21 protein-coding genes are annotated in these 23,685 nt (G+C 34.8%); 10 read left to right on the top strand and 11 right to left on the bottom strand.

Going from position 1 to position 23,685, the window contains the following annotated elements; translation table 11 throughout:
* Positions 1-25 precede the first annotated feature (25 nt).
* Positions 26-559: a molybdopterin adenylyltransferase gene (gene mog, locus M0Q24_RS00410; RefSeq protein WP_295045611.1), complete on the top strand. Its 534-nt coding sequence runs from the start codon at positions 26-28 to the stop codon at positions 557-559.
* Here mog and M0Q24_RS00405 read toward each other — a convergent pair.
* The 5 genes from M0Q24_RS00405 to M0Q24_RS00385 form a co-directional block, all read right to left on the bottom strand.
* Positions 552-1,328 carry an exodeoxyribonuclease III gene (locus M0Q24_RS00405; RefSeq protein WP_295045609.1) on the bottom strand — a complete coding sequence of 259 codons (777 nt, stop codon included), beginning with the start codon at positions 1,326-1,328 and terminating at the stop codon, positions 552-554. The two genes, mog and M0Q24_RS00405, sit on opposite strands and share 8 nt — an antisense overlap.
* A gap of 111 nt (positions 1,329-1,439) precedes the next feature.
* Positions 1,440-2,321, bottom strand: a complete 882-nt coding sequence (locus tag M0Q24_RS00400) for a CoB--CoM heterodisulfide reductase iron-sulfur subunit B family protein (RefSeq protein WP_295045606.1) — start codon at positions 2,319-2,321, stop codon at positions 1,440-1,442.
* Positions 2,322-2,330: 9 nt separating this feature from the next.
* The gene (gene sdhB / locus M0Q24_RS00395; protein WP_295045603.1) at positions 2,331-3,311 is read right to left on the bottom strand and encodes a succinate dehydrogenase/fumarate reductase iron-sulfur subunit; all 981 of its coding nucleotides are present in this window, start codon (positions 3,309-3,311) and stop codon (positions 2,331-2,333) included.
* 9 nt (positions 3,312-3,320) lie between these two features.
* Complete coding sequence (gene sdhA / locus M0Q24_RS00390) at positions 3,321-5,033, bottom strand: succinate dehydrogenase flavoprotein subunit (RefSeq protein WP_295045600.1); 1,713 nt, start codon at positions 5,031-5,033, stop codon at positions 3,321-3,323.
* A 163-nt stretch (positions 5,034-5,196) separates the two neighbouring features.
* On the bottom strand, positions 5,197-6,399 hold the full coding sequence (locus M0Q24_RS00385) for a GGDEF domain-containing protein (protein ID WP_295045597.1): 1,203 nt from the start codon (positions 6,397-6,399) through the stop codon (positions 5,197-5,199).
* 86 nt (positions 6,400-6,485) lie between these two features.
* On the opposite strand from M0Q24_RS00385, the gene M0Q24_RS00380 reads away from it, so the two are divergent.
* From M0Q24_RS00380 to M0Q24_RS00365, 4 genes are read left to right on the top strand one after another with little or no spacing between them, the layout of a single operon-like run.
* On the top strand, positions 6,486-7,304 hold the full coding sequence (locus tag M0Q24_RS00380) for a thiamine-phosphate kinase (protein ID WP_295045594.1): 819 nt from the start codon (positions 6,486-6,488) through the stop codon (positions 7,302-7,304).
* A 12-nt stretch (positions 7,305-7,316) separates the two neighbouring features.
* Positions 7,317-8,393: a tRNA pseudouridine(13) synthase TruD gene (gene truD / locus M0Q24_RS00375; protein WP_295045591.1), complete on the top strand. Its 1,077-nt coding sequence runs from the start codon at positions 7,317-7,319 to the stop codon at positions 8,391-8,393.
* A 16-nt stretch (positions 8,394-8,409) separates the two neighbouring features.
* Entirely contained in the window at positions 8,410-9,228 is an 819-nt protein-coding gene (locus M0Q24_RS00370) for a phosphatidylserine decarboxylase (protein ID WP_295045588.1), read from the top strand.
* Positions 9,221-10,006, top strand: a complete 786-nt coding sequence (locus M0Q24_RS00365; RefSeq protein ID WP_295045585.1) for a hypothetical protein — start codon at positions 9,221-9,223, stop codon at positions 10,004-10,006. Before M0Q24_RS00370 ends, M0Q24_RS00365 begins: the two co-directional genes overlap by 8 nt.
* A gap of 3 nt (positions 10,007-10,009) precedes the next feature.
* On the opposite strand, the gene M0Q24_RS00360 is transcribed toward M0Q24_RS00365, so the two are convergent.
* From M0Q24_RS00360 to M0Q24_RS00340, 5 genes are all read right to left on the bottom strand, one after another.
* The gene (locus tag M0Q24_RS00360; protein WP_295045583.1) at positions 10,010-11,179 is read right to left on the bottom strand and encodes an OprD family outer membrane porin; all 1,170 of its coding nucleotides are present in this window, start codon (positions 11,177-11,179) and stop codon (positions 10,010-10,012) included.
* 72 nt (positions 11,180-11,251) lie between these two features.
* A complete protein-coding gene (locus tag M0Q24_RS00355) occupies positions 11,252-12,541 on the bottom strand; it encodes a TolC family protein (protein WP_295045580.1) in 1,290 nt (429 codons plus the stop codon).
* Positions 12,538-15,684 carry an efflux RND transporter permease subunit gene (locus M0Q24_RS00350; RefSeq protein WP_295045577.1) on the bottom strand — a complete coding sequence of 1,049 codons (3,147 nt, stop codon included), beginning with the start codon at positions 15,682-15,684 and terminating at the stop codon, positions 12,538-12,540. The genes M0Q24_RS00355 and M0Q24_RS00350 overlap by 4 nt, the downstream gene beginning before the upstream one ends.
* A gap of 4 nt (positions 15,685-15,688) precedes the next feature.
* On the bottom strand, positions 15,689-16,852 hold the full coding sequence (locus tag M0Q24_RS00345; protein WP_295045573.1) for an efflux RND transporter periplasmic adaptor subunit: 1,164 nt from the start codon (positions 16,850-16,852) through the stop codon (positions 15,689-15,691).
* A 29-nt stretch (positions 16,853-16,881) separates the two neighbouring features.
* Positions 16,882-17,778: a hypothetical protein gene (locus M0Q24_RS00340; RefSeq protein ID WP_295045570.1), complete on the bottom strand. Its 897-nt coding sequence runs from the start codon at positions 17,776-17,778 to the stop codon at positions 16,882-16,884.
* Positions 17,779-17,883: 105 nt separating this feature from the next.
* On the opposite strand from M0Q24_RS00340, the gene hemL reads away from it, so the two are divergent.
* Genes hemL through M0Q24_RS00325 form a run of 3 tightly spaced genes read left to right on the top strand, consistent with a single transcriptional unit; the run spans position 17,884 to position 19,982 of the window.
* Positions 17,884-19,179, top strand: coding sequence for a glutamate-1-semialdehyde 2,1-aminomutase (gene hemL, locus M0Q24_RS00335; RefSeq protein ID WP_295045567.1), 1,296 nt, complete (start codon positions 17,884-17,886; stop codon positions 19,177-19,179).
* Positions 19,169-19,495, top strand: a complete 327-nt coding sequence (locus tag M0Q24_RS00330) for an AtpZ/AtpI family protein (protein WP_295045564.1) — start codon at positions 19,169-19,171, stop codon at positions 19,493-19,495. Before hemL ends, M0Q24_RS00330 begins: the two co-directional genes overlap by 11 nt.
* Positions 19,476-19,982 carry a hypothetical protein gene (locus tag M0Q24_RS00325; RefSeq protein WP_295045561.1) on the top strand — a complete coding sequence of 169 codons (507 nt, stop codon included), beginning with the start codon at positions 19,476-19,478 and terminating at the stop codon, positions 19,980-19,982. The genes M0Q24_RS00330 and M0Q24_RS00325 overlap by 20 nt, the downstream gene beginning before the upstream one ends.
* Before the next feature lie 21 nt (positions 19,983-20,003).
* Here M0Q24_RS00325 and rpoD read toward each other — a convergent pair whose 3' ends face one another.
* Positions 20,004-21,857, bottom strand: a complete 1,854-nt coding sequence (gene rpoD / locus M0Q24_RS00320; protein ID WP_295045558.1) for an RNA polymerase sigma factor RpoD — start codon at positions 21,855-21,857, stop codon at positions 20,004-20,006.
* A gap of 139 nt (positions 21,858-21,996) precedes the next feature.
* Here rpoD and M0Q24_RS00315 point away from each other — a divergent pair, with 139 nt between their 5' ends.
* Together M0Q24_RS00315 and flgG are read left to right on the top strand one after the other, a co-directional pair.
* Positions 21,997-22,818 carry a flagellar hook-basal body protein gene (locus M0Q24_RS00315; protein ID WP_295045556.1) on the top strand — a complete coding sequence of 274 codons (822 nt, stop codon included), beginning with the start codon at positions 21,997-21,999 and terminating at the stop codon, positions 22,816-22,818.
* Between the two features lie 23 nt (positions 22,819-22,841).
* Positions 22,842-23,630: a flagellar basal-body rod protein FlgG gene (gene flgG / locus M0Q24_RS00310; protein ID WP_295045553.1), complete on the top strand. Its 789-nt coding sequence runs from the start codon at positions 22,842-22,844 to the stop codon at positions 23,628-23,630.
* The last annotated feature ends 55 nt before the right edge of the window (positions 23,631-23,685 follow it).

The raw sequence follows: 23,685 nt of genomic DNA, 5'->3' as shown, positions 1-23,685 counted from the left end.
TTTATAGATTAAATAAGGAAAAAATATGAATAAAATAAAAATAGGCGTAATAACAGCGAGTGATAGAGCAAGTAAAGGGATATATGAAGATATCTCAGGCGTGGCGATTCAAGACACAATGAAAGAGTACTTAAAGAGTGATTTTGAGATAGTTTATAGATGTATAGCAGATGAACAAAGCTTGCTAGAAGAGACTATGAAAGAGCTTTGTGATGATGAGTCTTGTTGCTTAGTTGTCACTACTGGCGGAACAGGTCCAGCATTTCGTGATGTAACTCCAGAAGCTACTGAAAATGTGTGTGATAAGATGATGCCAGGTTTTGGTGAGCTTATGCGTCAAGTAAGCCTACAATATGTCCCAACTGCCATTCTTTCACGCCAGAGTGCAGGAATAAGAGGAAAATCTTTGATAATAAATCTACCAGGAAAACCAAAGTCTATCCGTGAGTGTTTAGATGCAGTTTTTCCAGCAGTTCCTTACTGTATAGATCTTATAGAAGGTCCATATATAGAGACAAATGAAGATGTTATTAAAGCTTTTAGACCTAAGGTTAAATAGAGATTTTGATCCCTACAGGGCAGTGATCTGAGCCTTCTATATGATCTAGTATGTAAGCGTCTTGTAAGTTTTGGGCTAGATCTTCTGAGATAAAAAAGTAGTCTATTCTCCAGCCTATGTTTTTTAAGCGCGCGGAAGAGCGGTATGACCACCAGCTGTATCTATCTAGCTCATCACCGTTTACATATCTAAAGGTATCTATGTAGCCGTGATCTAAGAGTTTGTCTATCCAAGCTCTCTCACTAGGTAAAAACCCAGATGTTTTAGAATTTGCTTTTGGGTTTTTAAGATCAATCTCTTTGTGGGCTGTATTTACATCTCCACAAATTATAATAGACTTGCCATCCTCTCTTAGTCTCTCACAATGCTCTAAAAAGTCATCATAAAACTTCATCTTAAAGGTGAGTCTCTCTTCATCTTTTTGACCATTTGGAAAGTAGACATTAAAAAGAACAATATCCTCGTAATGCGTCTCAACAATTCTTCCCTCACCCATAGTGTCAATATGCTCACAAGTAGAGCTAAAGTCATTCTCTAATAGACTCCAAGTTAAAGTTCCACTATAGCCTTTTTTTGTAGCTGAGTTTACAATTGTCTCTCTATACTCTAAGTCAAACATATCTTGTGGAATCTGATCTTCTAAGGCTTTTATTTCTTGCAAACAGAGTATGTCTGGTTGATGTTCATCTATCCACTTAAGAGCTTCTTTGTTTGCTATTGCGCGAATTCCATTGACATTCCATGAGATTATTTCTATTGATTTTGACATATATAAATTTTTCCAAAAGTGAAGTTGTTTAGTTAAGAACACCTAGGTGCAAGAGCGTGCTAATGAAGTAAATGTATAGGTAGCTAAGGGAATTAACTTCCCATAGCCCATTTATACAAAGTTTACTTTAGAGAGGTGATGTTTTAGACCAAGCTCATCAGATGAACATCCAAGAGCTAGTCCTAGCATCTGTTGCATGTGAAGAACTGGAAGTTCTACCTCACGACCAATCGCCTCTGAGGCGTGTTTTGTTTGAGTATCTAGTTTTAGGTGACATAGTGGACATGGTGTTACCATCATGTCAGCATTACCGTCCATCGCTCCTGCAATTGCGTTTCCAGTTAGGATAGATGCAGTCTTTGGAGCTTGAAGCTCTACATGAAAACCACAACATTTGTTTTTTTCATCATAATCAACATTCATACCACCACAAGCGATAATAAGGTCATCTAGTGAAGTAGGGTTGTAAGGATTTTCTTTAGTTTTATGAGATTCATTTTGAAGCTCTGATGGACGGATATTGTGACAACCATAAAATGGTGCAATATTAAATTGACTAAGTGGAGTAACAACCATCTCTTTTATCTTATCTAGCCCTATATCATCTATGATAGCGTATAAAAAATGGATAACATTTGAAGTGCCTTTGTACTCAAGTCCAACTTCTGCAAGTTTTTCATTAACTCTTGCTTTAAGATCTGCATTGTTATCAAGACGGTGTTTTGTCATTGCAGTGTTTAATTGACAAGTATTACAAATAGTAACCATCGTCAGATCATGCTTCTCTGCATAAGCAATATTTCTAGCATTTAACACAAGTGATAAAAAGTCATCATAATCTTGTAAGTGTGAGGCTCCACAGCATGATGCTTCTGTGAGTTCTATTAGCTCAATGTTTAGTTTTTTAGCTACTGCTAGTGTTGACATCATCTGCTCTGGAGTGCTCTGTTTTGCTGTACATCCTGTAAAAAGTGCGTATTTTAATTTTTTCATATTTTACTCCTAGAACTTTGCAGTTGACGATGATTTAACAAGTTTTTGAATTTCATCTAAGTTGTCTGATTTTGGCATATTCCAAGGCAGAACAATCTTACCTTTTCTAAACATTTGTAGTGCTACAGGAATATGTTTAATAATTGATGGACCCTCAGAATAAAGAACTAAAGTACCCTCATCAAGCATACCGTGTTTAGCAATAGAGTTTTTAAATCCAACTGCATGACGAGTAGCTACATTTGAAGTTGCAACTCCCTCACGAAATAGCATTTGATGAAGTTTTGTGATCTTGTCAATAGGGTTTACATCTTTTGGACAAGCCTCAGCACATTCAAAACATTTTACACAATCCCAAAGTCCTTGACCCTCTTTGTGTAACTCTAGTAGTCTCTCTGTGTGAGCATCATCACGAACATCTGCTTCAAATCTGTAAGCTTTAGCAAAAGCTGCTGGACCAAAAAACTCATCATTTATTTGAACTACTGGACAAGCGTAGTGACAAGCACCACATTGTATACATAGATCTGCTTCATTTAGCTCTTCAGCTTCTTCTGGTGATACTATATGTTCATGTTCTGGATGCTCATCAACATCAGAAATAAGATAAGGTTTGATAGCATCGTGCTTTTGCCAAAAATCAGCCTTATCAATAATCATATCTTTAACAGCACGTTTTATACTTTGTGGCTCTAAAGTTATCTCATTTCCAAAGAGTTCAATCATGTCGTTCATATTTTCTTTACATGCAAGAGTAGCGCGACCATTTAAGTTAATAGCACAAGCTCCACATATCCCGTGACGGCAACTTCTTCGATATGAAAAACTACCATCTAGATCCCATTTGATTCTATTTAAAATATCTAAGACAACTTCTTCAGAAGTCACTTCCATAGTGTAAGTTTCATAATATGGAAGATAATCTACATCAGCATTAAAACGAAATACTTTGAAGTTTACTTTTTGTGTAGTTATATTGTGTGTACTCATAAGTTCCCCTTAGTATGTTCTTGGTTTGAGTTCATGTTTGCCAAGTTTAACATCCATATAATCAAGCTTGATGTCACCCTTATCGTCCATGTATGCCATAGTGTGCTTTAAGAAATTTTCATCATCACGAGACTCAAAATCTTCTCTATAGTGAGCTCCACGACTCTCTTTTCTTGCGATCGCACTCTCAACTATAAACGCTGAATAGTCAAGCATATGACCAAATTCTATAGCTTCTTGAAGTTCAGTGTTAAAGAGTTTTGATTTATCTTTGATACGGATATTTTTAAATCTTTTATGAAGTTCTTTTACTTTTGCTATTGCAATCTCAAGAGTTTGCTCTGTTCTAAATGCACCAGCATTATCAGTCATACATTGTTGAAGTTCATCTCTTAAGCCTGTTATAGTCTCATCGCCATTATTGTTTAGAATGAAGTTAATTTCTTCTAATGCTTTTGCAGCATCTTCTTTTGTAGCAGTGCGTAGTTCTATATTGTCTATTTCAGATACCATTGTTTTTCCAACAAAACGACCAAAGAGTAGGGCTTCTAAAACAGAGTTTGCACCAAGACGATTTGCACCATGAACAGATACACAAGAGCACTCGCCAGCAGCGTAAAAACCCTCTACAAACTCATCACTGTTTTTGCGAACATTTCCTGCAGTATTTACAGGGATACCACCCATAGAGTAGTGTGCAGTAGCTGAGATTAAAATAGGTTCTTTTATCATATCAAGCCCTAAAAATGTAAGAGCTAAATCTCGAAGTTCAGGAAGTTTTTGCATAATCAACTCTTTTCCTAGATGTGTTACATCTATAAAAACTGCATCTTTTCTAGGACCAACACCACGACCCTCTCTTATCTCATTTAAAATAGCACGACTTACAACATCGCGAGATGCAAGTTCCATAGCGTTTGGAGCGTATTTTTCCATAAATCTCTCACCTAGTGAGTTTAAGAGTTTTCCACCCTCACCGCGGGCAGCTTCAGAGATTAAAACACCATTTCCTGAGAGTCCTGATGGATGAAACTGAACAAACTCCATATCTTCTAGAGGAAGACCATGACGAGCAACTATTGAGAGTCCATCACCAGTATTTGCATGAGCATTTGAGTTGATCTTGTAAGCACGAGCGTAGCCACCAGTTGCAAACATTACTGACTTTGCATTAAATATAGCAATTTGCATATCACGAATGTTAAAAGCTACAACTCCACTAACTTTGCCATCCTTGTAGATGATATCAGCTGCATACCACTCATCCCAAAACAAAACGCCAGAACGATGAGCTTGTTCATAAATAGTTTGAAGTAGAGTTAAACCTGTTCTATCTTTTGCGTAACAAGCACGAGGAGAAGATTGGCCGCCAAAAGGACGTTGCGCAATCTTTCCATCAGGAGTTCTGCTAAAAGCAGCTCCCATTCTCTCAGCCCAGCGAATAGTCTCTGGAGCTTTTTGGCACATAAACTCAACAGCATCTTGATCTGCTAAATAGTCAGATCCCTTTACTGTATCAAACTCATGTAACTCAATACTGTCGTCTTTACTAAACGCTGCATTAACTCCACCTTGAGCAGCACCAGAGTGACTTCTCAAAGGGTGAAGTTTTGTAATAACAGCAACTTTTTTTCCCGCATTTTGCAACTCTCTTGCAGCAGCACAGCCCGCTAGACCAGCTCCAACAACGATTGCATCGTAAGTATAAATAGGAATACTCATTAGCTTTCCTTCGTTTAAAGATATAAAAAATAAGCTTGATTATAGCGTTAGAAGCCTTTGTTAATGTTAAATAAGGGCTTTGAGAGAAGGAAGTTAAAATTTGTTACCATTTGAGACATTTATAAGTATTTAAAATATAAATAGTTACTTTTAGTAACAGAATTTATAGCTCGTGTTCAGCTAAATCTCTGATTTGAGAAATGGTGTTCTTCTTTTTTTGAGCATGAATGAGAATCCCTTTAGCTTTTTCTATCGACTCTTCAAGGGGCTGGTTATTTGGTTTAATAACAAAACCGCCACTAACAGTTATAACTATAGGATCTCCGTTTGGCTCTTTAAATTTTAACTCAGAGATACTTTGACGAATAATGTCGATATCTTTAAAAGATGCCTCTTTTGATGTTCTTGAGAGTATCAAAGCAAATTGATTATAATCAGTTCTAGCGATAACATCTGTAGCTTGCTCATGTAAAGAGATTGTAAAAGCAACTTTCTTAAGTATAGTTTGCGCAAAAGCTTGAGGAAAAGCTCTTTTGTTTTTAGAAAAATTATCTATTTCTAAAATAGTTACTGATGTAAAGTTGTTATCTTTCATACCTTTTTTATTGCTGTAAGAACTCATCATTCCTTTGAAATTATTTATCTCAGTAAGTGGATCTTTAAGGTTAGGATTGTCAGCAATAATTGGTTTTCTATTCATTCTAAGTTGTACGGCATCTGCTTCTTGTGAAAAAATTTCATACTCATTTTGTTGTTTATCAATCGCATGAAGATATAAAATGTCTCTATATATAGAGTTTAATCTTCTACGGTACCAAAAGCTTATGAAGATAAGAAAGACTAAAGAGATAATTGCTACTTTTTCAATAATAAAATGTTTTTCTTTTGCGTAGGCGATGTTTTTCATAGTCATTGAGTCTAAAAAACTGTTTGTTGAATAAAAAGCATTTTTAAGTTCTTGACTTCTTTGTTCTTCATCTACTAAATTTTTGATGTAGTATTCATGTGCTGCTTGATTAAAGTTGTTTATGAGTTTTGAGAGTTTGTCTAAGTCTTTTAAAAAATCATTTGAGTTGTTTGAGAGATATTTTCCAGCATAGTCATATTTGTTTAGCTTTTGTAGTTTTTCTATCTCAAAATGAAGTTGATTGCTTTTTCCATTAAATTGGATAAGAGCTAATTCAATATCATCCTTTTTAAGGGTGCGAAGAGTGTTGATTATTTTTTTTTGATTTTGTAAGATATCTATCTTAGCAAAGGAATTTTTTTGTTCAACTACTAAAAGTGTAAGGATTAGAACAATCGCAGTTGTAAGGATTAAAAACAGAAAAAGATTGGAAAATATTTTGTTTATAGAGTGTTTCATTCTATTTTTCCTAATGATGATATAATATCGGACATTTTATACCTTTAGTCTTTAAATATCCTTTAACATAATATAAAGAAGTTTGTTTGAATTTAGAAAATTATTTCATATCTCAGTTTGATAGCGGTCGCATTGGAGATGATGGTGCTTTAATTGGATCCATGGTTTACTCAAAAGATGCTTTTTTTGAAGATGTTCATTTTAAGAAAAAATGGATGAATCACTATCAAATAGCACAAAAATCTATGATGGCAAATATCTCTGATGCTATTGCAATGAATGCTAAACCAAAATACGCGCTCCTAAGTGTTGCAATGCCAAAAAACATAACAAAAGAGCAGATGCGAGATCTAGTTCGCGGGTTTAGTGAGACGGCAAAAAAGTTTGGCATAGAGATAATAGGTGGAGATACCATAAGTAATATAAAGTTAGATATTACTATAACTATAATTTCACAAACTCTAAAGCCACTACTAAGAAGTGGTCTTAAAAAGGGTTATCTCTTAGCTCATACAGGAAAACTTGGAAGAAGCAGAAAAGATTTTTTAAAACTTAGAAATCTTGGATCTATCAACGCAAGATCTAAGTTTGTAAATATAGAGTTAAGAGATAAATTTATACAAAAATCTAGCAGATATTTAAGCTCAGGAATGGATATCTCAGATGGTCTTTTTAGTGATTTAGATAAACTTGCATCTATAAACAAGTTAGGATTTAAGTTTCTCAAAAAGATCTCAAAAAGAGTGGCTTGTAGTGGAGAAGAGTATGAGATGCTAGTTGCATTTGATAAAAGATATAAAAAAACAATACAAAGAGTCGCAAAACAGACAAGAACACCACTAAATATTTTCGCTTATAGTGCTAGAAATAGATACTCCAATAGATGCAAATCGCATCATTTTTAAAGGCAAAGAACAATGGACAGATTTTACTCGCTAGATCACTCTAGCATCGATTTTCATTTTAAACAGAGTCCTAGAGACTTTGTCGTCGAAGAGATTCCTCTTTATGAATTTAGTGGCGATGGAGAACATCTTATTTTATTTATAAGAAAAAAATTGCTAAGCACTTCAGAGATGATAGGTGTCTTAGCTAGATTTTTAGGTATAAAAAATAGAGATATAGGTTATGCAGGACTAAAAGATAAACATGCAATGACGAAACAGTATATCTCAGTGTACAAAAAATATGAAGAACAACTTGAGGGTTTTGAGCATGAAAATATAAAAATTATTTCAAAACACTACCATAACAATAAGATACGAATCGGTCATCTAAAGGGCAATAGATTTTATATAAAGGTAAAAAAAGTAAATCCTACAAGTGCTATAAAAATAGATGAAGCTCTAAAAAATATACAAAAATATGGAATGCCAAACTTCTTTGGATATCAGAGATTTGGAAATGATGGAGATAACCATATACTAGGTGAAAAACTTGCTAAAGGTGAAGCAAAAGAGCGTAACCCAAGAGTTAAAAAACTCCTTATAAATGCTTACCAGAGCCATCTTTTTAATCTATGGCTTAGTTCAAGGTTAGAGTTAAATAGACTTATAAATAATTTTGAGACACTAGAGTTAGAGTCAGTTTTAAATATGCCAAATAATGAACTAACAAAACTAAAATCTCAAACTCATCCATTTAAGCTTATACAGGGCGATGTGATGGAACACTATCCTCATGGAAGATTGTTTGATTATGAAGATAGTGATGAAGATCTAGAGAGATTTAACAAAAGAGAGATCTCGCCAACTGGACTTTTGTGTGGTAAAAAAGTAAAAATAGCATCAGGACTTGCACGTGGTTATGAAAAAGATTTTGATGATGAGATAAGTGCCGATGGAGCGAGAAGATATGCATGGGTATTTCCAGAGGGTGTTGAGGGAAGATTTAACAAAGTAGAGGCTCAGTATGAGTTTAACTTCACACTTCCAAAAGGCTCATACGCAACTGTTCTTATAGAAGAGATTGCTAAGAGAAATATAAAAGAATAATAAGGATGAAAATAAAATGAGTAAACATATAACATCAGCCATCTCACAAACTTTTGGTAAGTTTGCAAACAAAGAGTTTGCTGAGTGGTTTCAAAAGATCGTAAATAATTCCTATGTTAGTTTGATGGGTTTAGATATGAAAGAGTTTCACACACCTCAATCATACACAAGTCTAAACGCACTCTTTACAAGAAAACTAAAAGAAGATAGAACTTACTCTTTGGATGCAGACGATTTTATATCACCTTGTGACTCTTTAGTTTCAGCTTGTGGAAAACTACAAAAAGATTATGCACTTCAGATCAAAGGTATGAGATACTCAAGTGATGAGCTTTTAGGTGAGCACTTTAGTGGAGATGAAAAAAGTAGTGTTTATGATGGAGAGTTTATAAACTTCTATCTATCTCCAAAAGATTATCATCGTTATCACATTCCAACAAATCTAAGAGTTTTAAAAGCTGTACATATCCCAGGAAAACTCTATCCTGTAAATATTCCTTCACTCAAAAAAAGATTAAATCTATTTATAGAAAACGAGAGAGTTGTTTTGATGTGTGAGAACTCAAATGGCAAGAAGTTTTTTATAGTTTTAGTTGGAGCTCTGAATGTTGGTGTTATGCAAGTCTCATTTGAGAGTGCTATAAAAACAAACGCATCTGCGATAAAATCGAGCGTTTATGAGTACAAAGATCTCTACTTAAACAAAGGTGATGATTTTGGTTGTTTTGAGATGGGATCTACCATAGTGATCTTGGCTCAAAAAGATATGCTAGAGTTAAAAGATCTACAAGGCAAAGATGTAAAATATGGAGATACTATAGCTAGAAATGTATAAAACTCAAGAAGAAAAAAGACTATACATAGAGAAGATCTTTAAAAACAAAGCACTCTTTGAGTGGGAAGTTTTACATGTTTCTTCTCACTATGACAGACTTGAAATCATGGAAGTATTAGCGCATATTTTAGTTCGAGAAAAATTAAGATATGAGTTAAACTTTTTGTATTTGGAAAAGTTTGAAGATTTTAATTTTTCACAGATTGTAAATATTATATTTCACGAGATTGCAAATGAATGGGTTAGTTTTGCAACAGAGATCTTGCTCTATCCAAAGAGAGATGCCATACAAGAGATCCAAAATAGAATAAGAGTAAAGTTTATACACTCTTTAGCTAAAGACTATTATGAAAAATACAGACGAAAAATCTTTGAAGAGGTTGGAGACACCTTTATAGAGCTAGTAGCAAGTGCTAAGAGTGAAAAAAGCATAACAAGAGTTATACAAGAAACTTTAGAAAGTAACCTAATAAAAAATAGACAAATATTAGATATGCATAATTTTCATCAACTCTACAAAAGAACAAAGACTGCTAGAAATATAAAAAACTCTGATATCGCAAGTCTAAAAATAAAGATAATTGACTTAAAAGCCCTTTATGTAGATCCAAACATAACAACAGACGAAAAAGAGAAGTTATATAGTCAAATAGAGAGACTTCATAAAGAGTTAGATAGAGTTGTGAACTATTCACTAGATCACTTCGATAAGGCTATAAAAAGGCTAAAAGATACAATGGTTCAGTCTATGATGAGTATGACTAATTCTAAACTTTAAGATCTAAAACTTGTAAGTAGCTATGGCTCTAAAGTAATTTGCATCTTTTTTACTAGATGAAAACTTTAAACTCTCATATCTTAGATAGATGGATGCTTCTTTTGTGAAGAAGTGTTTGAAGTGAAAGTAGTAAGCGTTAAAATCATCGCCTCTTTTATCTTTTGTTTGTGTATTTGTGAGCGTTAAAGCTACTTCGCTGTGAAAATCTCCAAGATTTAAATCATGTGTAGCTTTTAACATCCAAGTCTCTGGTTTAAAAGCTCCTCTGCCGTTTGCCATCATCGAAGTTGTATAGACTTTTGCTGAACCACCATATCCTGTCACAACACCACTAAGTCCGAAGTTTTGAGAATAGTTTAGAGAGAGGGAATAATCCTTTGCATCTATACTAGATCTTAGAGCTACTAAGTTTATGTCATCTGCACCATTGTTGGTATCTTTTCTAACATAGACTCCTCCATTGCCACTCTTGAAATATTGTGCACTAAAACAGATTAAGGTATCTGTATTTAAGGTCATCTCATAATCACTTTGAGCTACAAAAGTAGAGTATAGATCTGGCACATAGTAGTAATAGAATTCAGTTTTAAGACCACTCAAACCATTGTAGTGAAGTGAAAACATTGTAATATTGTCAAACTCACCACTAGGAGTCTGTTTTTGGTACTTATCTGAAGTGTTTGAGCGCAGAGCATCTATGTAGTAGAGCTGAACCTTTAAATCCTTAATGCTCTCTCCTGTATAGGTAAAACCTCTATATGACCATGGCATTATTCTTGAGTCATCATCATTCATCATAGGTGTGTTTATTATAAAGCTACCAACTCGCAAGATTCTAGTTTGTGTTTTATATGCTAAATATGATTCGCTTATTGTTGTTAGTGCAGTTCCATCCTTTTTAAAAAGAGCAGTTTTTTCTCTGTTTATTGAATCAAAAGTAGGGTTGGAGGTGTGAAATCTTACAGATGCAAAGAAGGAGTTTTTAGTATCAGTCGAGTATTTTAGATATCCGCCAGCAGAAGTAGCATAAGCATCTGTATCATTTTTTTTGTCTATGTTGTAGTAAAAGAGTTGCATCTGTAGATCTACATTTCCATTTTCAAAAGCTTTTAAAATGGAAGAATTAGCACAAAGAGATAGACTAAAAAAAAGTAAAATCAGAACTTTAAACATCTATGAAACCAAGAGCAAGCACGCTTTACCAATAGTTAGAACAAATGTATTTACAAGTGTTATCTTCACTTTTTATCTTCCTATAGCATTGTCAAGTAGTGCTATAGCATTATAGTACTCATAAAAAGAGACAACTAGATTTGACTTTGCATCTATATAACCTTGTCTTGCTTGTTGAAGCTCTATAAAATCTGACAGTCCATACTCATATCTCTTTTGAGCCTGATCAAACTTCTCACTAGAGACTTCTAGAAGACTTTGAGATAAGACTACAGAGTCTCTTGTTTTGTTAAGGCTTATGTAGGCTTGTGTAGTTTGTTTTTTTATAAAAAGTCTAGAGCTGTTTAACTTTGAATGAGCGATATTAAGTGCAATCTTTTTTTCTTGCTCTATTGCAGAACTTGCTCCACCTTCATAGATATTGTAGTCTAGGTTTAGTGCTATTTTGTATTGATCTTTTGGTGTAGTGTTTTCAAATTTATCTACTTTTTGCTTAGTATAGTTAGCTCCAAGATAAAGTTCTGGGTAAAATTCAGACTGAGCAACTCTACTATTTGCCTCTGCTGATTTTATATCAAAAAGATTTTTCTTTAACTCATATCTATTTTCATAAGCAAAGCCAATGGAATCTTGCAAATTTAGAGCGTATCCAGCTAGTAAGTCTAGTATGTTTCCAAAATCAAGTGCCCTAGAGTAGACTTTATAACCAGTAGATCTATCTATAAAACCAACTACTTCATCTAAAGATGCATAGGCTAACTCTAAGTCATATAGACTTTTCTTTAAGTCTAGTTTTGATTTTATAAGCTCAACTTTTGCATCTGAGACATCTATCTTTGTTTTGATCCCAGACTCAAAATATCTTTGCGAACGGTATAGTTGCGCTTCATTTAATTTTACATTTTCTCTGTTTACATCTATAAGAGCTATGGCTTGAAGAACATTATAGTAAGCACTCTTTACATCTCTTTTTTTATCTGAGATTTTTTGCTCATTTGAGTTTAGGTATGCATCAGAGTCATACTTTAAACTATCAACATTCCCACTAGTTTTTCCAAAGTCATATATGATTTGTTTTAGTGAGAGTTGCCCTAAAAGTAGAGTGTCATTTTTCATACTATCTTTGTTTGTTGGTAGATCACTCATACCAATCTCTCCTGCACTAAGGCTTAGATCTACCTTTGGTAAGTAAGATGCGAAACCTTTATCGTAACGACTAAGAGAGGCTCTGTACTCATCTGCACTTATTTTTAAGTCTGGTGAATTCTCTAGTGCTTTGATGATTAGCTCATCGACTGTATATATATCTTTTGCACTTAGGCTTAGAGTTAGTAAAAGCAGACTTATCAATCTTAGTATCATATAGATTCCCTTTTTTTTATCTCATCTTCAACGCTTATAAATCTCTCTCTCATGGATTCTAGCAGTACATATAAAACTGGCACGAAAAGAGTGGAGACAAAAGTAGCCGCCATCATTCCAAACATAAGTACGATTCCGATTGAGACCTGAGTAATAGATCCAGCCCCAGTTGCAAAAGCAAGAGGAATAATTCCAAACATAAAAGAGAGGATCGTCATCATAATTGCACGAAAACGCAGAGATCCACCTTTTATAGCAGACTCAACGATCCCAACTCCACTCTCTCTTTGTTCTTTTGCAAATTCCACTATAAGTATGGCATTTTTTGCAGCAAGGGCAACGAGCAAGACAAGACCGACTTGGGCAAAAGTGTTTAGTGGAAGATCTACTACATGCAGACCAATAATTGCACCAGCTACAACCATTGGAACTGAGAGAAGGATCATCAAAGGAAGAACCCAGCTTTCATATTGAGCAGATAAAACTAAAAACACAACAAGTAAAACAAAAATAACTACATAGATCTGAGCATTTCCAGCTATAGTCTCTTGGTAACTCATTCCAGCCCACTCATAACCGTAAGATGCAGGTAAAACACTCTTTGCGATCTCATCCATGGCAGTCATAGCATCACCAGAACTATATCCAGGTGCTGCAGATCCATTTATCTGAATACTTCTATACATATTAAAGTGAGAGAGGTTTTGAGGTCCTACAATCTCTTTGATGTTTAGTAGTGCATTTAGCGGGATCATCTTATCTTTGTTATTTTTTACATAGAGTTTATCTATATCATCTTTTGTACTTCTAAACTCTTTATCAGCTTGAACAAAGACTCTAAAAACTTTACCAAATTTTGTAAAGTCATTTACATAGATTGAGCCTAGATATGCTTGCATGGTTGTAAAGAGATCTGATATGTTTACTCCAAGAGCATTTGCTTTTTCTCTATTTATATCTATGTCGTACATAGGATAGTTTGTAGCAAAGGTTGTAAAAGCGTAAGCAATTCTTGGATCTTCAAAGGCTGCTTTTATAACTTCATTTGCAAAGTGTTGAAATGTTTCTAAATCGCCAGAGAGATAGTCTTGAAGTCTAAAGTCAAAACCTCCAACATTTCCTACACCTGGGATCCCAGGCATATTAAAAGCTGCAATATTGGCTTCACTTATAGATGCAGATTTTTGCTGTATTTGCTTTACGATGCCATCCACACTATTTTCTTGAGTTGTTCTAAGATCCCAGTCTTTTAAAGAGACAAACATTGCTATGGCTGAACTATCCATCGCTCCTGTAATAATGTTAAAACCCTCAACGCTAACAACATTAGAAACCCCATCTATATTGTAGATAATATCTTCAACTCTCTTTCTCGTGATCGTAGTTTGAGATAGTGAAGATCCAGGTTTTAAATTTACTGAAACCATACATACACCTTTATCCTCCGATGGAACAAAGCCTGTAGGGGTTATACTAAAGAGATAATATGTAAAGTAAAAAAGTCCAACCATTATAAGAAGCATTACATATCTAATCTTTATAAGATAGCCAATAAAAATCGTGTACTTCTTAGTTAGGTAGTTAAAAAAGATATCAAACTGATGAAATAAGATAAACTTCCTTTCTCCCTCTTTTTGTCTTTTTATAATAATGGCACTAATGGCAGGAGAGAGCGTTAGAGCGTTTAGAGAGGATACTAAAACAGCAAAAGCAATTGTGAGTGCAAATTGCTGATACAAAGCTCCTGTGATACCTGGGAGCATTGAGACAGGAATGAAAACAGCGATAAGAACAAGAGTAGTTGAGATGATAGGACCAATAAGCTCTATCATGGCTTTTTTTACAACTTGAGGCATAGTGAGATCTGGCTCTTTGTTCATTATAACTTCAACATTCTCAACAACTAAAATAGCATCATCTACAACTATACCAATAGCTAGAATGAGTCCAAAGAGAGTTAAAAAGTTTATAGAAAAACCACCAGCTAACTCCATCGCAGCAAATGCACCAATAAGAGAGACAGGGATAGTAGCAGCGGCTATAATAGTTGGTCTCCATGAACCTAAAAAGATAAAAATGATAAGCATAACTAAGAAGATCGCCATATATAGGTTCTCTACAACATTATCAATAGCTACTTCAACATACTTTGTAGTATCGTATGGAACTGAGTAGGTTACACCCTCAGGAAATCTAGAAGAGAGTCTTTGCATTGTAGTTTCTATATTTTTACGAATATCAAGAGCATTTGCTTCGCCTAGCTGATAAACGGCAATAAGCCCTGTTGGCTTTTTATCACTAATAGCATTCCAATCATAACTCTCACTTCCTAGAGTAATAGTTGAGACATCACTTAGGCGAATTAAAGAGCCATCGGCTTTATATTTTATAACTATGTCTTCAAACTCTTTTACTTCACTAAGTCTTCCCTTAGTTGTAAGTATGAACTCTTGTTTTTGCTCATCATAAGATGGGTTACCACCGATTTTTCCAAGAGATGCTTGTTTGTTTTGTGATTTTATAGCAGATATAGCTTCCATAGGTGTCATATTTAGCGCTTTTAACTTATTTGGATTTAACCAAACTCTAATTGCGTACTTTTTCTCACCTAAATTTTGAGCCTGACCAACACCTGGAACTCTTTTTATCTCATCTAAAACATTTATATTTACAAAGTTACTTAAAAACTTATCATCATACTTCTCATCTCCGTTTAATGCTATAAGACAGACAAGAGAAGGACTTCTTTTATCTACTATAACACCTTGAGCAGTTACTTCTGGAGGTAGAAGCGCATTTGCAGTAGAGATCTTGTTTTGAACATCAACTGCACCAATATCTATATCATAACCAGGTTCAAAATAGACATTTATATTTGAAGTTCCACTTGAAGTTGAGGAAGACTCCATATATATAACACCCTTGATACCGTTTAGTTTATCTTCTAAAACACGAGTAACAGTATCTTCAACAACAAAAGCATTTGCACCTGTATATGTAGCACTTACAGTTACAGTTGGAGGTGCTACATCAGGATACTCTGATATGGGCAATATAAACATAGAGACAAACCCAGCTACTATGATTATTAAAGAGATTACAATAGAGAGTATAGGTCTTTTTATAAAAGTTACACTAAACATCTAACTACTCTTTAGGGATAAGTCTATTTTTTTCTAAAACAGCCTTTATCCCATGTGTGTCTGTAACATCTTTAGGATCTACTTCCATAGAGTCCCTTATCTTTACAAGGGCAGAGACTATAACTCTATCTCCATCTTTTAAGCCACTTGATACATCTACATAGTACTTTGATGAGTAACCAGTCTCTATGTTTACTCTTTTAGCTTTACTCTCTTTATCTACCACATAGATATAACTTCCAAGCTGATCAGCAAAGATAACCTCAGGTGGAATCATTAAAAATTCATATTCATCAGTTATAAAGAGATTTACATATACAAAGGTACCAGGCAGAACCTTTGCATCTTTGTTTGAGATGGTTGCTCTCATAGTTATAGTAGAGGTTAAAGAGTCTACCTCGTTGTTAGAAAAATCTATAAAACCATCAAGTCTTACAGTGTCATGCTCTCCTCTGATCTCTATAAAAGCATCAGGTTTTTCTTTGCTTTTGTACTTCTCAAACATTCTTACATCATGTTGAGATGGAGAGAAGTAAGCATATATGGGATCTACACTCATAATAGTAGTTAAAAGTGTAGCTTCTCCTTGACCTACGAGGTTCCCAACATCTACTTTTCTAGAACTTACCTTACCGCTGATAGGAGCTAAGACAGTTGTATAACTAAGTTCTAACTCTGCTTTATTTATCTGCGCAATATCACCAGCAATTACAGCTTTTAGACCAGCTTGCTGTGCTTGGTACTGCTCTAAGGTTGCACGAGGAGCAAGACCATCTTTTACAAGCGGTGCGTATCTTGCGACATCAGCATCTGCTAACTTTAATGAAGCTTCATCTTGTTGCTTTTTAGCAATAGCCGAATCTAAAGCAGATTTATATAGATCTTGCTCTATTAAAAAGAGTTTTTGACCCTTTGTTACACTCTGCCCATCTTCAAAGAAGATCTCTTTTAGAGTTCCAGTAACTCTAGCACGAATCTCTTGATCTGAAGAGGCTTTTGTTGTTCCTGTATAGCTTTTCCAAATGGGGATAGTCTCTTTTTTGACAGTAACAGTATTTACGCTAAGTGGTGGGATTTTTGTTGGAGCTTGTGTCTGTTTTTCTTCAGAACATGCACAAAAGAAGAATATAGTTGAGAGTAAAATAACGCCAATGGTTTTTGTTTTCATGTATTACCTTTTATTAGTGGGTTATTATATCAATATCTAGCTAAATTATAAAATACATTGTATCTTATAAGAGTCTTCTCCTGTGGTCTTGGGTACCTTGCATATGCATACTCTATAGTCTCTTTTGTAGTGTCGTCAAGTACATAAAATCCACTTTTTTGTAGAAATCTAAAGTCACTCATATCTCCATTTGGATGCAGATAAAACTCTATAATATTTACTCTGTTTACATTTAGATCTCTTGATAGATTAACACTTGCAACTCGCGTTAGAACTTGTTGAGTTATGCGTCTCATTATCTCTTGATTGTCAAGTATATATTTTTGTTGACCTTCACTTAGTTTGCCAAACTCATCTCCATAAAGTTCTTTAATATTTTGGTTGATACTACTTCCTCTATATGTCTTTTTTTCCTCAACTTTAGTCTCTTTTGATGACTTATCTTGAGATAACATTGAGTAGAGAGGATTTTCCTCTTTTTTTGGTTCTAGTTTTTTAATCTCTTTTGTCGTGTTGACATCTTTTTTTGCTAAAAGAGGAATATAGGGCTTAGTTGGCGGAAGCGGTTCTACTTTTGCTTGTGGCTTTGGCACAGGCTTTGGCTTTGGTGGTGGGTTTAGTTTTGGCTCTTTAGGTGCTTTTTTTGGTTCATAATTTATAGGTGGCGGTACTTCAACTATCTCTTTTAGTTGAGATCCTTTTGGCATTGGAGGAGCTATGGATGAAGGTTCTACTTTTTTCTCTATTTCGCCTGCTACTTTTTCTTTTTTAGGCATCTCTTTGAGAGAGATTTTCATCTTTTTTTCTTCTTCTTTTGGCTGAGGTTTTTTAGTCTCACCAAGCATAGTTCCAAGAAACCAAAATATAAGTAAGAGTAGCAGATGAATAAGTAGGGCTACAAAGAGGGAAAAAGAAGATCTATTCAAAAAGAGTCCATTTATTTTAAAATTTTTAGATTATAACTCATACTATATTAATAGTACTTAGTTTTAGTTTGGTTATAATAGCGAAAATTTAATAAAGGTTTTTAAATGAGTACACAAGCATCGTCAGAAGCATTCAAAAAAGCACAAAGTCTCATTCCTGGCGGGGTAAATTCGCCAGTTAGAGCATTTTCAAGCGTTGGGGGAACACCTCTTTTTATTACAAAAGGTGAGGGTGCTTACTTGGTTGATATTGATGGAAATAGATATGTTGATTTTGTACAAAGTTGGGGTCCACTGCTTTTTGGTCATAGAGATGAAACTATAGAAGAAGCTGTTATAAAAGCTGTAAAAAATGGCTTAAGTTTTGGTGCTCCAACTGAGGCTGAAACAGATCTAGCCGAACTTGTAGTCTCAATGTTTGCCTCCATAGATAAGATCCGCTTTGTAAGTAGTGGAACTGAAGCTGTTATGAGTGCAATACGTTTAGCTCGTGGATTTACAGGTCGAGATGATATTGTAAAATTTACTGGTTGTTATCATGGTCATAGTGATTCACTTTTAGTTCAAGCTGGAAGTGGTGCTGCTACATTTGGAAACCCAAGTAGCCCAGGAGTTCCAGCAGACTTTACAAAACATACACTACTAGCTACATACAACGATATTGAGAGTGTAAAGAAGTGTTTTGCAGATTCAAGCGACATTGCTTGTGTTATCATTGAGCCAATAGCAGGAAATATGGGACTTGTCCCTGCTGAGAAAGAGTTTTTAAAAGAGCTCAGAGATCTTTGTGATGCAAATGGAACTCTACTTATTTTCGATGAAGTTATGAGTGGTTTTCGTGCCTCTATAAATGGTGCTGAGTCTATTACAGGAGTAAAGCCAGATATCTTAACTCTTGGTAAAGTCATCGGCGGTGGTATGCCAGTTGGTGCTTTTGGTGCAAGATCTGAGATCATGGCAAAACTAAGTCCTGAGGGCCCAGTTTATCAAGCAGGAACTCTTAGTGGAAACCCAGTTGCGATGGCAGCAGGTTTAGCAGCAATTAACAAACTAAAGAAAAATGCAGCTGTTATGAAGACTTTAAATGCAAGAGGATTAAGATTAGTTGAAGGTATGAAAGAAGCGGCTAGTGAATTTGACATAAATATGCAAATAGACACAAGAGGAAGTATGTTTGGATTTTTCTTTAATGACAAACCAGTTAAAAACTTCGCTGATGCATCTGCATCTGATGCAAAACTTTTTGCTGCATTTCACTCTAAGATGCTAAAAGAGGGTTACTACTTTGCGTGTTCACTTTTTGAGACAGGATTTATCTCAACGGCAATAACTGATGAGATGATAGAAGATGCTGTAAAAGCAAGCAGAAAAGTCTTTAAAGAGATCACAGATGCAAGATAAGCAAGAAGAGCAAAAACCACGTATTAAGCCCATTATAGAAGCCGCTGATAGCTTATCTCTTGGGATCTCTATGGTTGTAGCTGTTGCAATGGGAGTTGGGATTGGGTATCTACTTAGAAGTCTTACTTCTATTGGTTGGCTTTTTTGGGTTGGTGTGGCTATTGGAATCGCAGGTGCTATTTTAAATGTATATAAAGCCTATTCAAAGCAGTATAAAATTTTTGAAGATCTAGCTAAAGAACCTAGGTATGCAATAAAGAAGAAACTTGAAGAAGAAGATGAAGATGATGAGGATTATGGTGAAAAGAAGTATTAGGATTATCTTTTTAAGTGAGATCTTTATCTTACTTACTTACTTCATCTCGCTAGAATTTTTTCTTAATCTTCAAGTTGCATTTTTAAGTAGCTTTTTTGTCATACTTGGATCTTCATACGCTTATAAAAAAATGGTTATACGAGATGGTTCAGCTGAGATCTTTGAGGGCAAACGAGATCTACTAGATACCATAGAAGATCCACATGAACTCTATGAAGAAAACGATATAAATAATGCACCTTTTGAAGATCTAGATCTAAAAGCAATAGTAAAAGAAGAGAAGAAAAAGATCAAAACTTTTAGTATTGCTAGTATGAAAAAAGGAGTAAAAGGCAGCACATCTGCTTTTAGACTTCTGCCATATCTTTTTTTAGTTTTGGGTTTTATCGCTTTAGCAAATAATGAGATGCTAAATTTAGCTATCTATCTTCCATCGCTACTGGTGGGAATTATTGTGGGGTATCTTATCTCAAAAGAGATGTTTTAAAATCTCTTTATATAGAAGAATTTAATCTTCTATATAACTCTTTAGTTTTCTTCCTACTTTAGGATGCTTTAGCTTTTTAATAGCACTAGATTCGATTTGACGGACTCTTTCACGAGTTACACTTAACTCTTTTCCTATCTCTTCTAATGTTCTATCACTCTCATCATCCATGATTCCAAAACGAAGTTTTATAACAGCTTTTTCTCTCTCATTTAACTGCTCTAAAACGCCTTCAATCTGAACTCTTAGGTCATCTTTTAGTATAGCATCTGATGGAGATACTGAAGATTTATCTTCTATAAAGTCACCAAATCTTCCATCATCTTCATTACCAATAGGAGCTTCAAGTGAAATAGGCTCTTTTGTAATTTTTATAACATTTTTAACTTTCTCAACCGAGAGACCAACTTCTAAAGAGATTGTCTCTACATCTGGCTCTTTCCCGTGCTCTTGAAGGTGCTTACGCATGATCTTGTTGATACGGTTTATAGTCTCTATCATATGTATAGGTATACGAATAGTTCTTGCTTGATCTGCAATTGCACGACTGATCGCTTGGCGGATCCACCATGTTGCATAAGTTGAGAACTTGTAACCTTTTTTGTACTCAAACTTATCAACAGCTTTCATAAGTCCGATGTTTCCTTCTTGAATAAGGTCAAGGAATGGTAATCCACGGTTTGTATATCTCTTTGCAATAGAGACAACAAGCCTAAGGTTTGACTTTGCCATCTTTGTTTTAGAGATCTCAGAGATATTTTTACCTCGTTTGATCTGCTCTAAAATATCTAAGAGTTTTTCAGGTTCCATATCAAAACTATTTTTTGAAGCCTCTTTTGTTTGAACTAGTTTTTTGATCTCCATATAAGTACTAACCATAGTAGCTTCTGGAACCATACCAGCTATATCTTCTTTTGTAAGATCACAAATCTTCTCTACTAAGATCTTGTGGTTAGCTTTTAGTGTAGCGTTAAATAGTGGTAGTTTGTATTCTAATCTCTTTAGCTCTTTATCATAGCCATCATCACTCTTAAGTGCTGTCTCCATCGCTTTAACAAGTTCGTTTATTAGTTTAGAAGTTGGTCCTAGATCTAGTAATTTTTCTTTTAGAACTGACTTTTTAAAGGTAACATTTAAATAGTACTGAACTACTTCAACAGTAACCTCACCATCTAAATCACCAGGAACTTTTTCTGAGATTTTAACCCACTCTTTTTTAGCTTTTTCTAGTGCTTTAAAGCTTATAGTAACTTTCTCAACTCTACTTTTATCTTTTGCAGTAAGTGTCTTTTCTATATCTTCTTCATCAACTTCAACCGCTTCACCGTCTTCTGCTTCTTCTTTTTCATCTTCAAAGCTTTTAAAGAGTTCTTTTACTCTTCTTTCACGGTTTATAAGGGGTTCTTTATAGTCTAAGATAAATCTTATAAGATAAGGAACTGAACAAATAGCATCTATTATGATGCTCTCTCCAGCCTCTATCTTTTTAGAGATCTCTATCTCTTCTTCTTTAGTAAGTAGCGGGATTTGACCCATTTCACGAAGATACATACGAACAGGAGAGTCTGAACGAGACCATTCTAGGAGTTCATGCTCTTTTAAGATATCAAATTTGTCTGATTCATTGTTTATGAGCATCTTTCTTTGTGCATCACGCCTTGCTTCTGCTTCTCTATCGTTAAGTTGTTTAGCGTGTTCACTTGATGTATATAGACATCTTTTGTGTTTTACCATCAGCTTATGGATATTTTTAGCTTGTGCAGAAGTTGGTTGCTTATCAAAGAGGTCTATAAGAGACTCATAAGTTGCACAACCTTTTGATTTATTGTCTGCAAAGTATGATTCTATGGCTTTGTTGAGTTCTTTTGCTGTCATGTTTTAGTAAGCCTTGTTAAGATTTTTCAAAGAGTGGATTATACCCAAATGCTATTAATGGAGACTTAAGTAAGGATTTTTTCATTTTTGGAACACTGATTGCTTTATTTGGAAAATATATGCAAATAAAGGGACTTTAATGCAAAGCGGATACTATAGCTCAGCAGCTGGAATGGTTACACAGTTTAACAGACTAGATACCATCGCAAACAACCTCGCAAATGTAAATACTATAGGTTTCAAGGAAGATAACCTTGTAGTGGGCGACTTTTCTCGTCTATACAAAGAAGCAAGAGATGAATTACCAAATGAGAACCATACAAAAGAAGGTGCGCAGTTTTTAAATCGTGCCATGACAAAAGCACCTCAAATAGTAGATGAGTATACAGACTTTAGTGTAGGAAATACTCAAAGAACAGATAATGATATGGACTTTGCTCTTACCAAAGAGGGACTTTTCTTTTTAGTTAAGACTCCTCAAGGAGTGAGACTAACTAGAGACGGTTCTTTTACAAAAGATGATGAGGGGAGGCTTGTTACTAAAAGTGGTTATGAAGTACTCCCGAGTACATATTTTGAAGATGGTCAAAATATAGTTTTTAATGAAGATGAAAATATCATAAAAAGTGATAAAAATGGTCAAATGTATACAAATATTCCAAATACTCCAAACTTAGCTATAGGTTCGCAACTCTTTATAGCTCAACCTGAGAATATGGCTTTTTTAAAAAAAGAGGGTGATAATCTTTACAGATATGAAGGAAACAGAGACTTAAAACATCTTGGAGATACTCAATCTATTGCACAAGGTTTTGTTGAAAAAAGTAATGTAAACGCAGTTAAGATGATGACGCAAATGATAGAGACAAATCGTTTAGTAGGAATGTACCAAAAAGTAATGGACGCACAAATGAACGACATGAACAGCGACGCAATAAACAAACTAGCTAAGAAAGCGTAAGAAATAAAATTAAGGATTAAGTTATGATGCAATCACTTTATACTGCTTCAACAGGAATGTTGGCAATGCAGACACAGATAGACACAACAGCTAATAATATCGCCAATGTTAACACTATAGGCTTTAAAAAGTCTCGTGCCGAGTTTGCAGACTTGATGTATAACACAATGCAATACGCTGGAACTGCCACAAGTGATGTTACAAAGAGTCCAACTGGTATAGAAGTAGGGCTTGGTGTTCGTCCAACTGCTATTAACAAGATCTTTACAGAGGGAAGTCTTAAACAAACTGATAACCAATTAGATGTTGCTATCACGGGTAGAGGTTTTTTTAGACTTGAACTTCCAGATGGCACAGAGGTTTATAGTAGAAATGGTGCTTTTAAAGTTGATGATAATGGTACAGTTGTAAACAGTGATGGTTACACTTTAGTGCCTCAAATAGTCGTTCCACCTGATGCTACAAACATTAGTATTGGAACTGATGGAACTGTAACAGTAGTGCAACCTGGGCAAACTCAAGCTACGCAAGTTGGACAGATCACGCTTACAAACTTTATAAATCCATCTGGACTTCACTCTAGAGGAGATAACCTCTATATGGAGACAGATAGTTCAGGTCAACCAGTAGAAGGAACTCCAGGACTAGATGGTTTAGGAGTTCTTAGACAAAACTTTGTTGAGCTTAGTAATGTTGAACTTGTTGTTGAACTTACAGATCTCATAACTGGTCAAAGAGCTTATGACTCTAACTCAAAAGTCATCACAACAAGTGATGAAATGCTACAAACTACCAACAACCTTAAGAGATAATTAGCTTCTATTGTGAAGCTAATATCTTTCTAATTAACATAACAAATCCTATATT

Origin of the sequence: Sulfurimonas sp. (assembly GCF_023228785.1) — a bacterium.
Lineage (GTDB): Bacteria > Campylobacterota > Campylobacteria > Campylobacterales > Sulfurimonadaceae > Sulfurimonas.
This window is presented reverse-complemented; position numbering and strand designations above follow the sequence as displayed.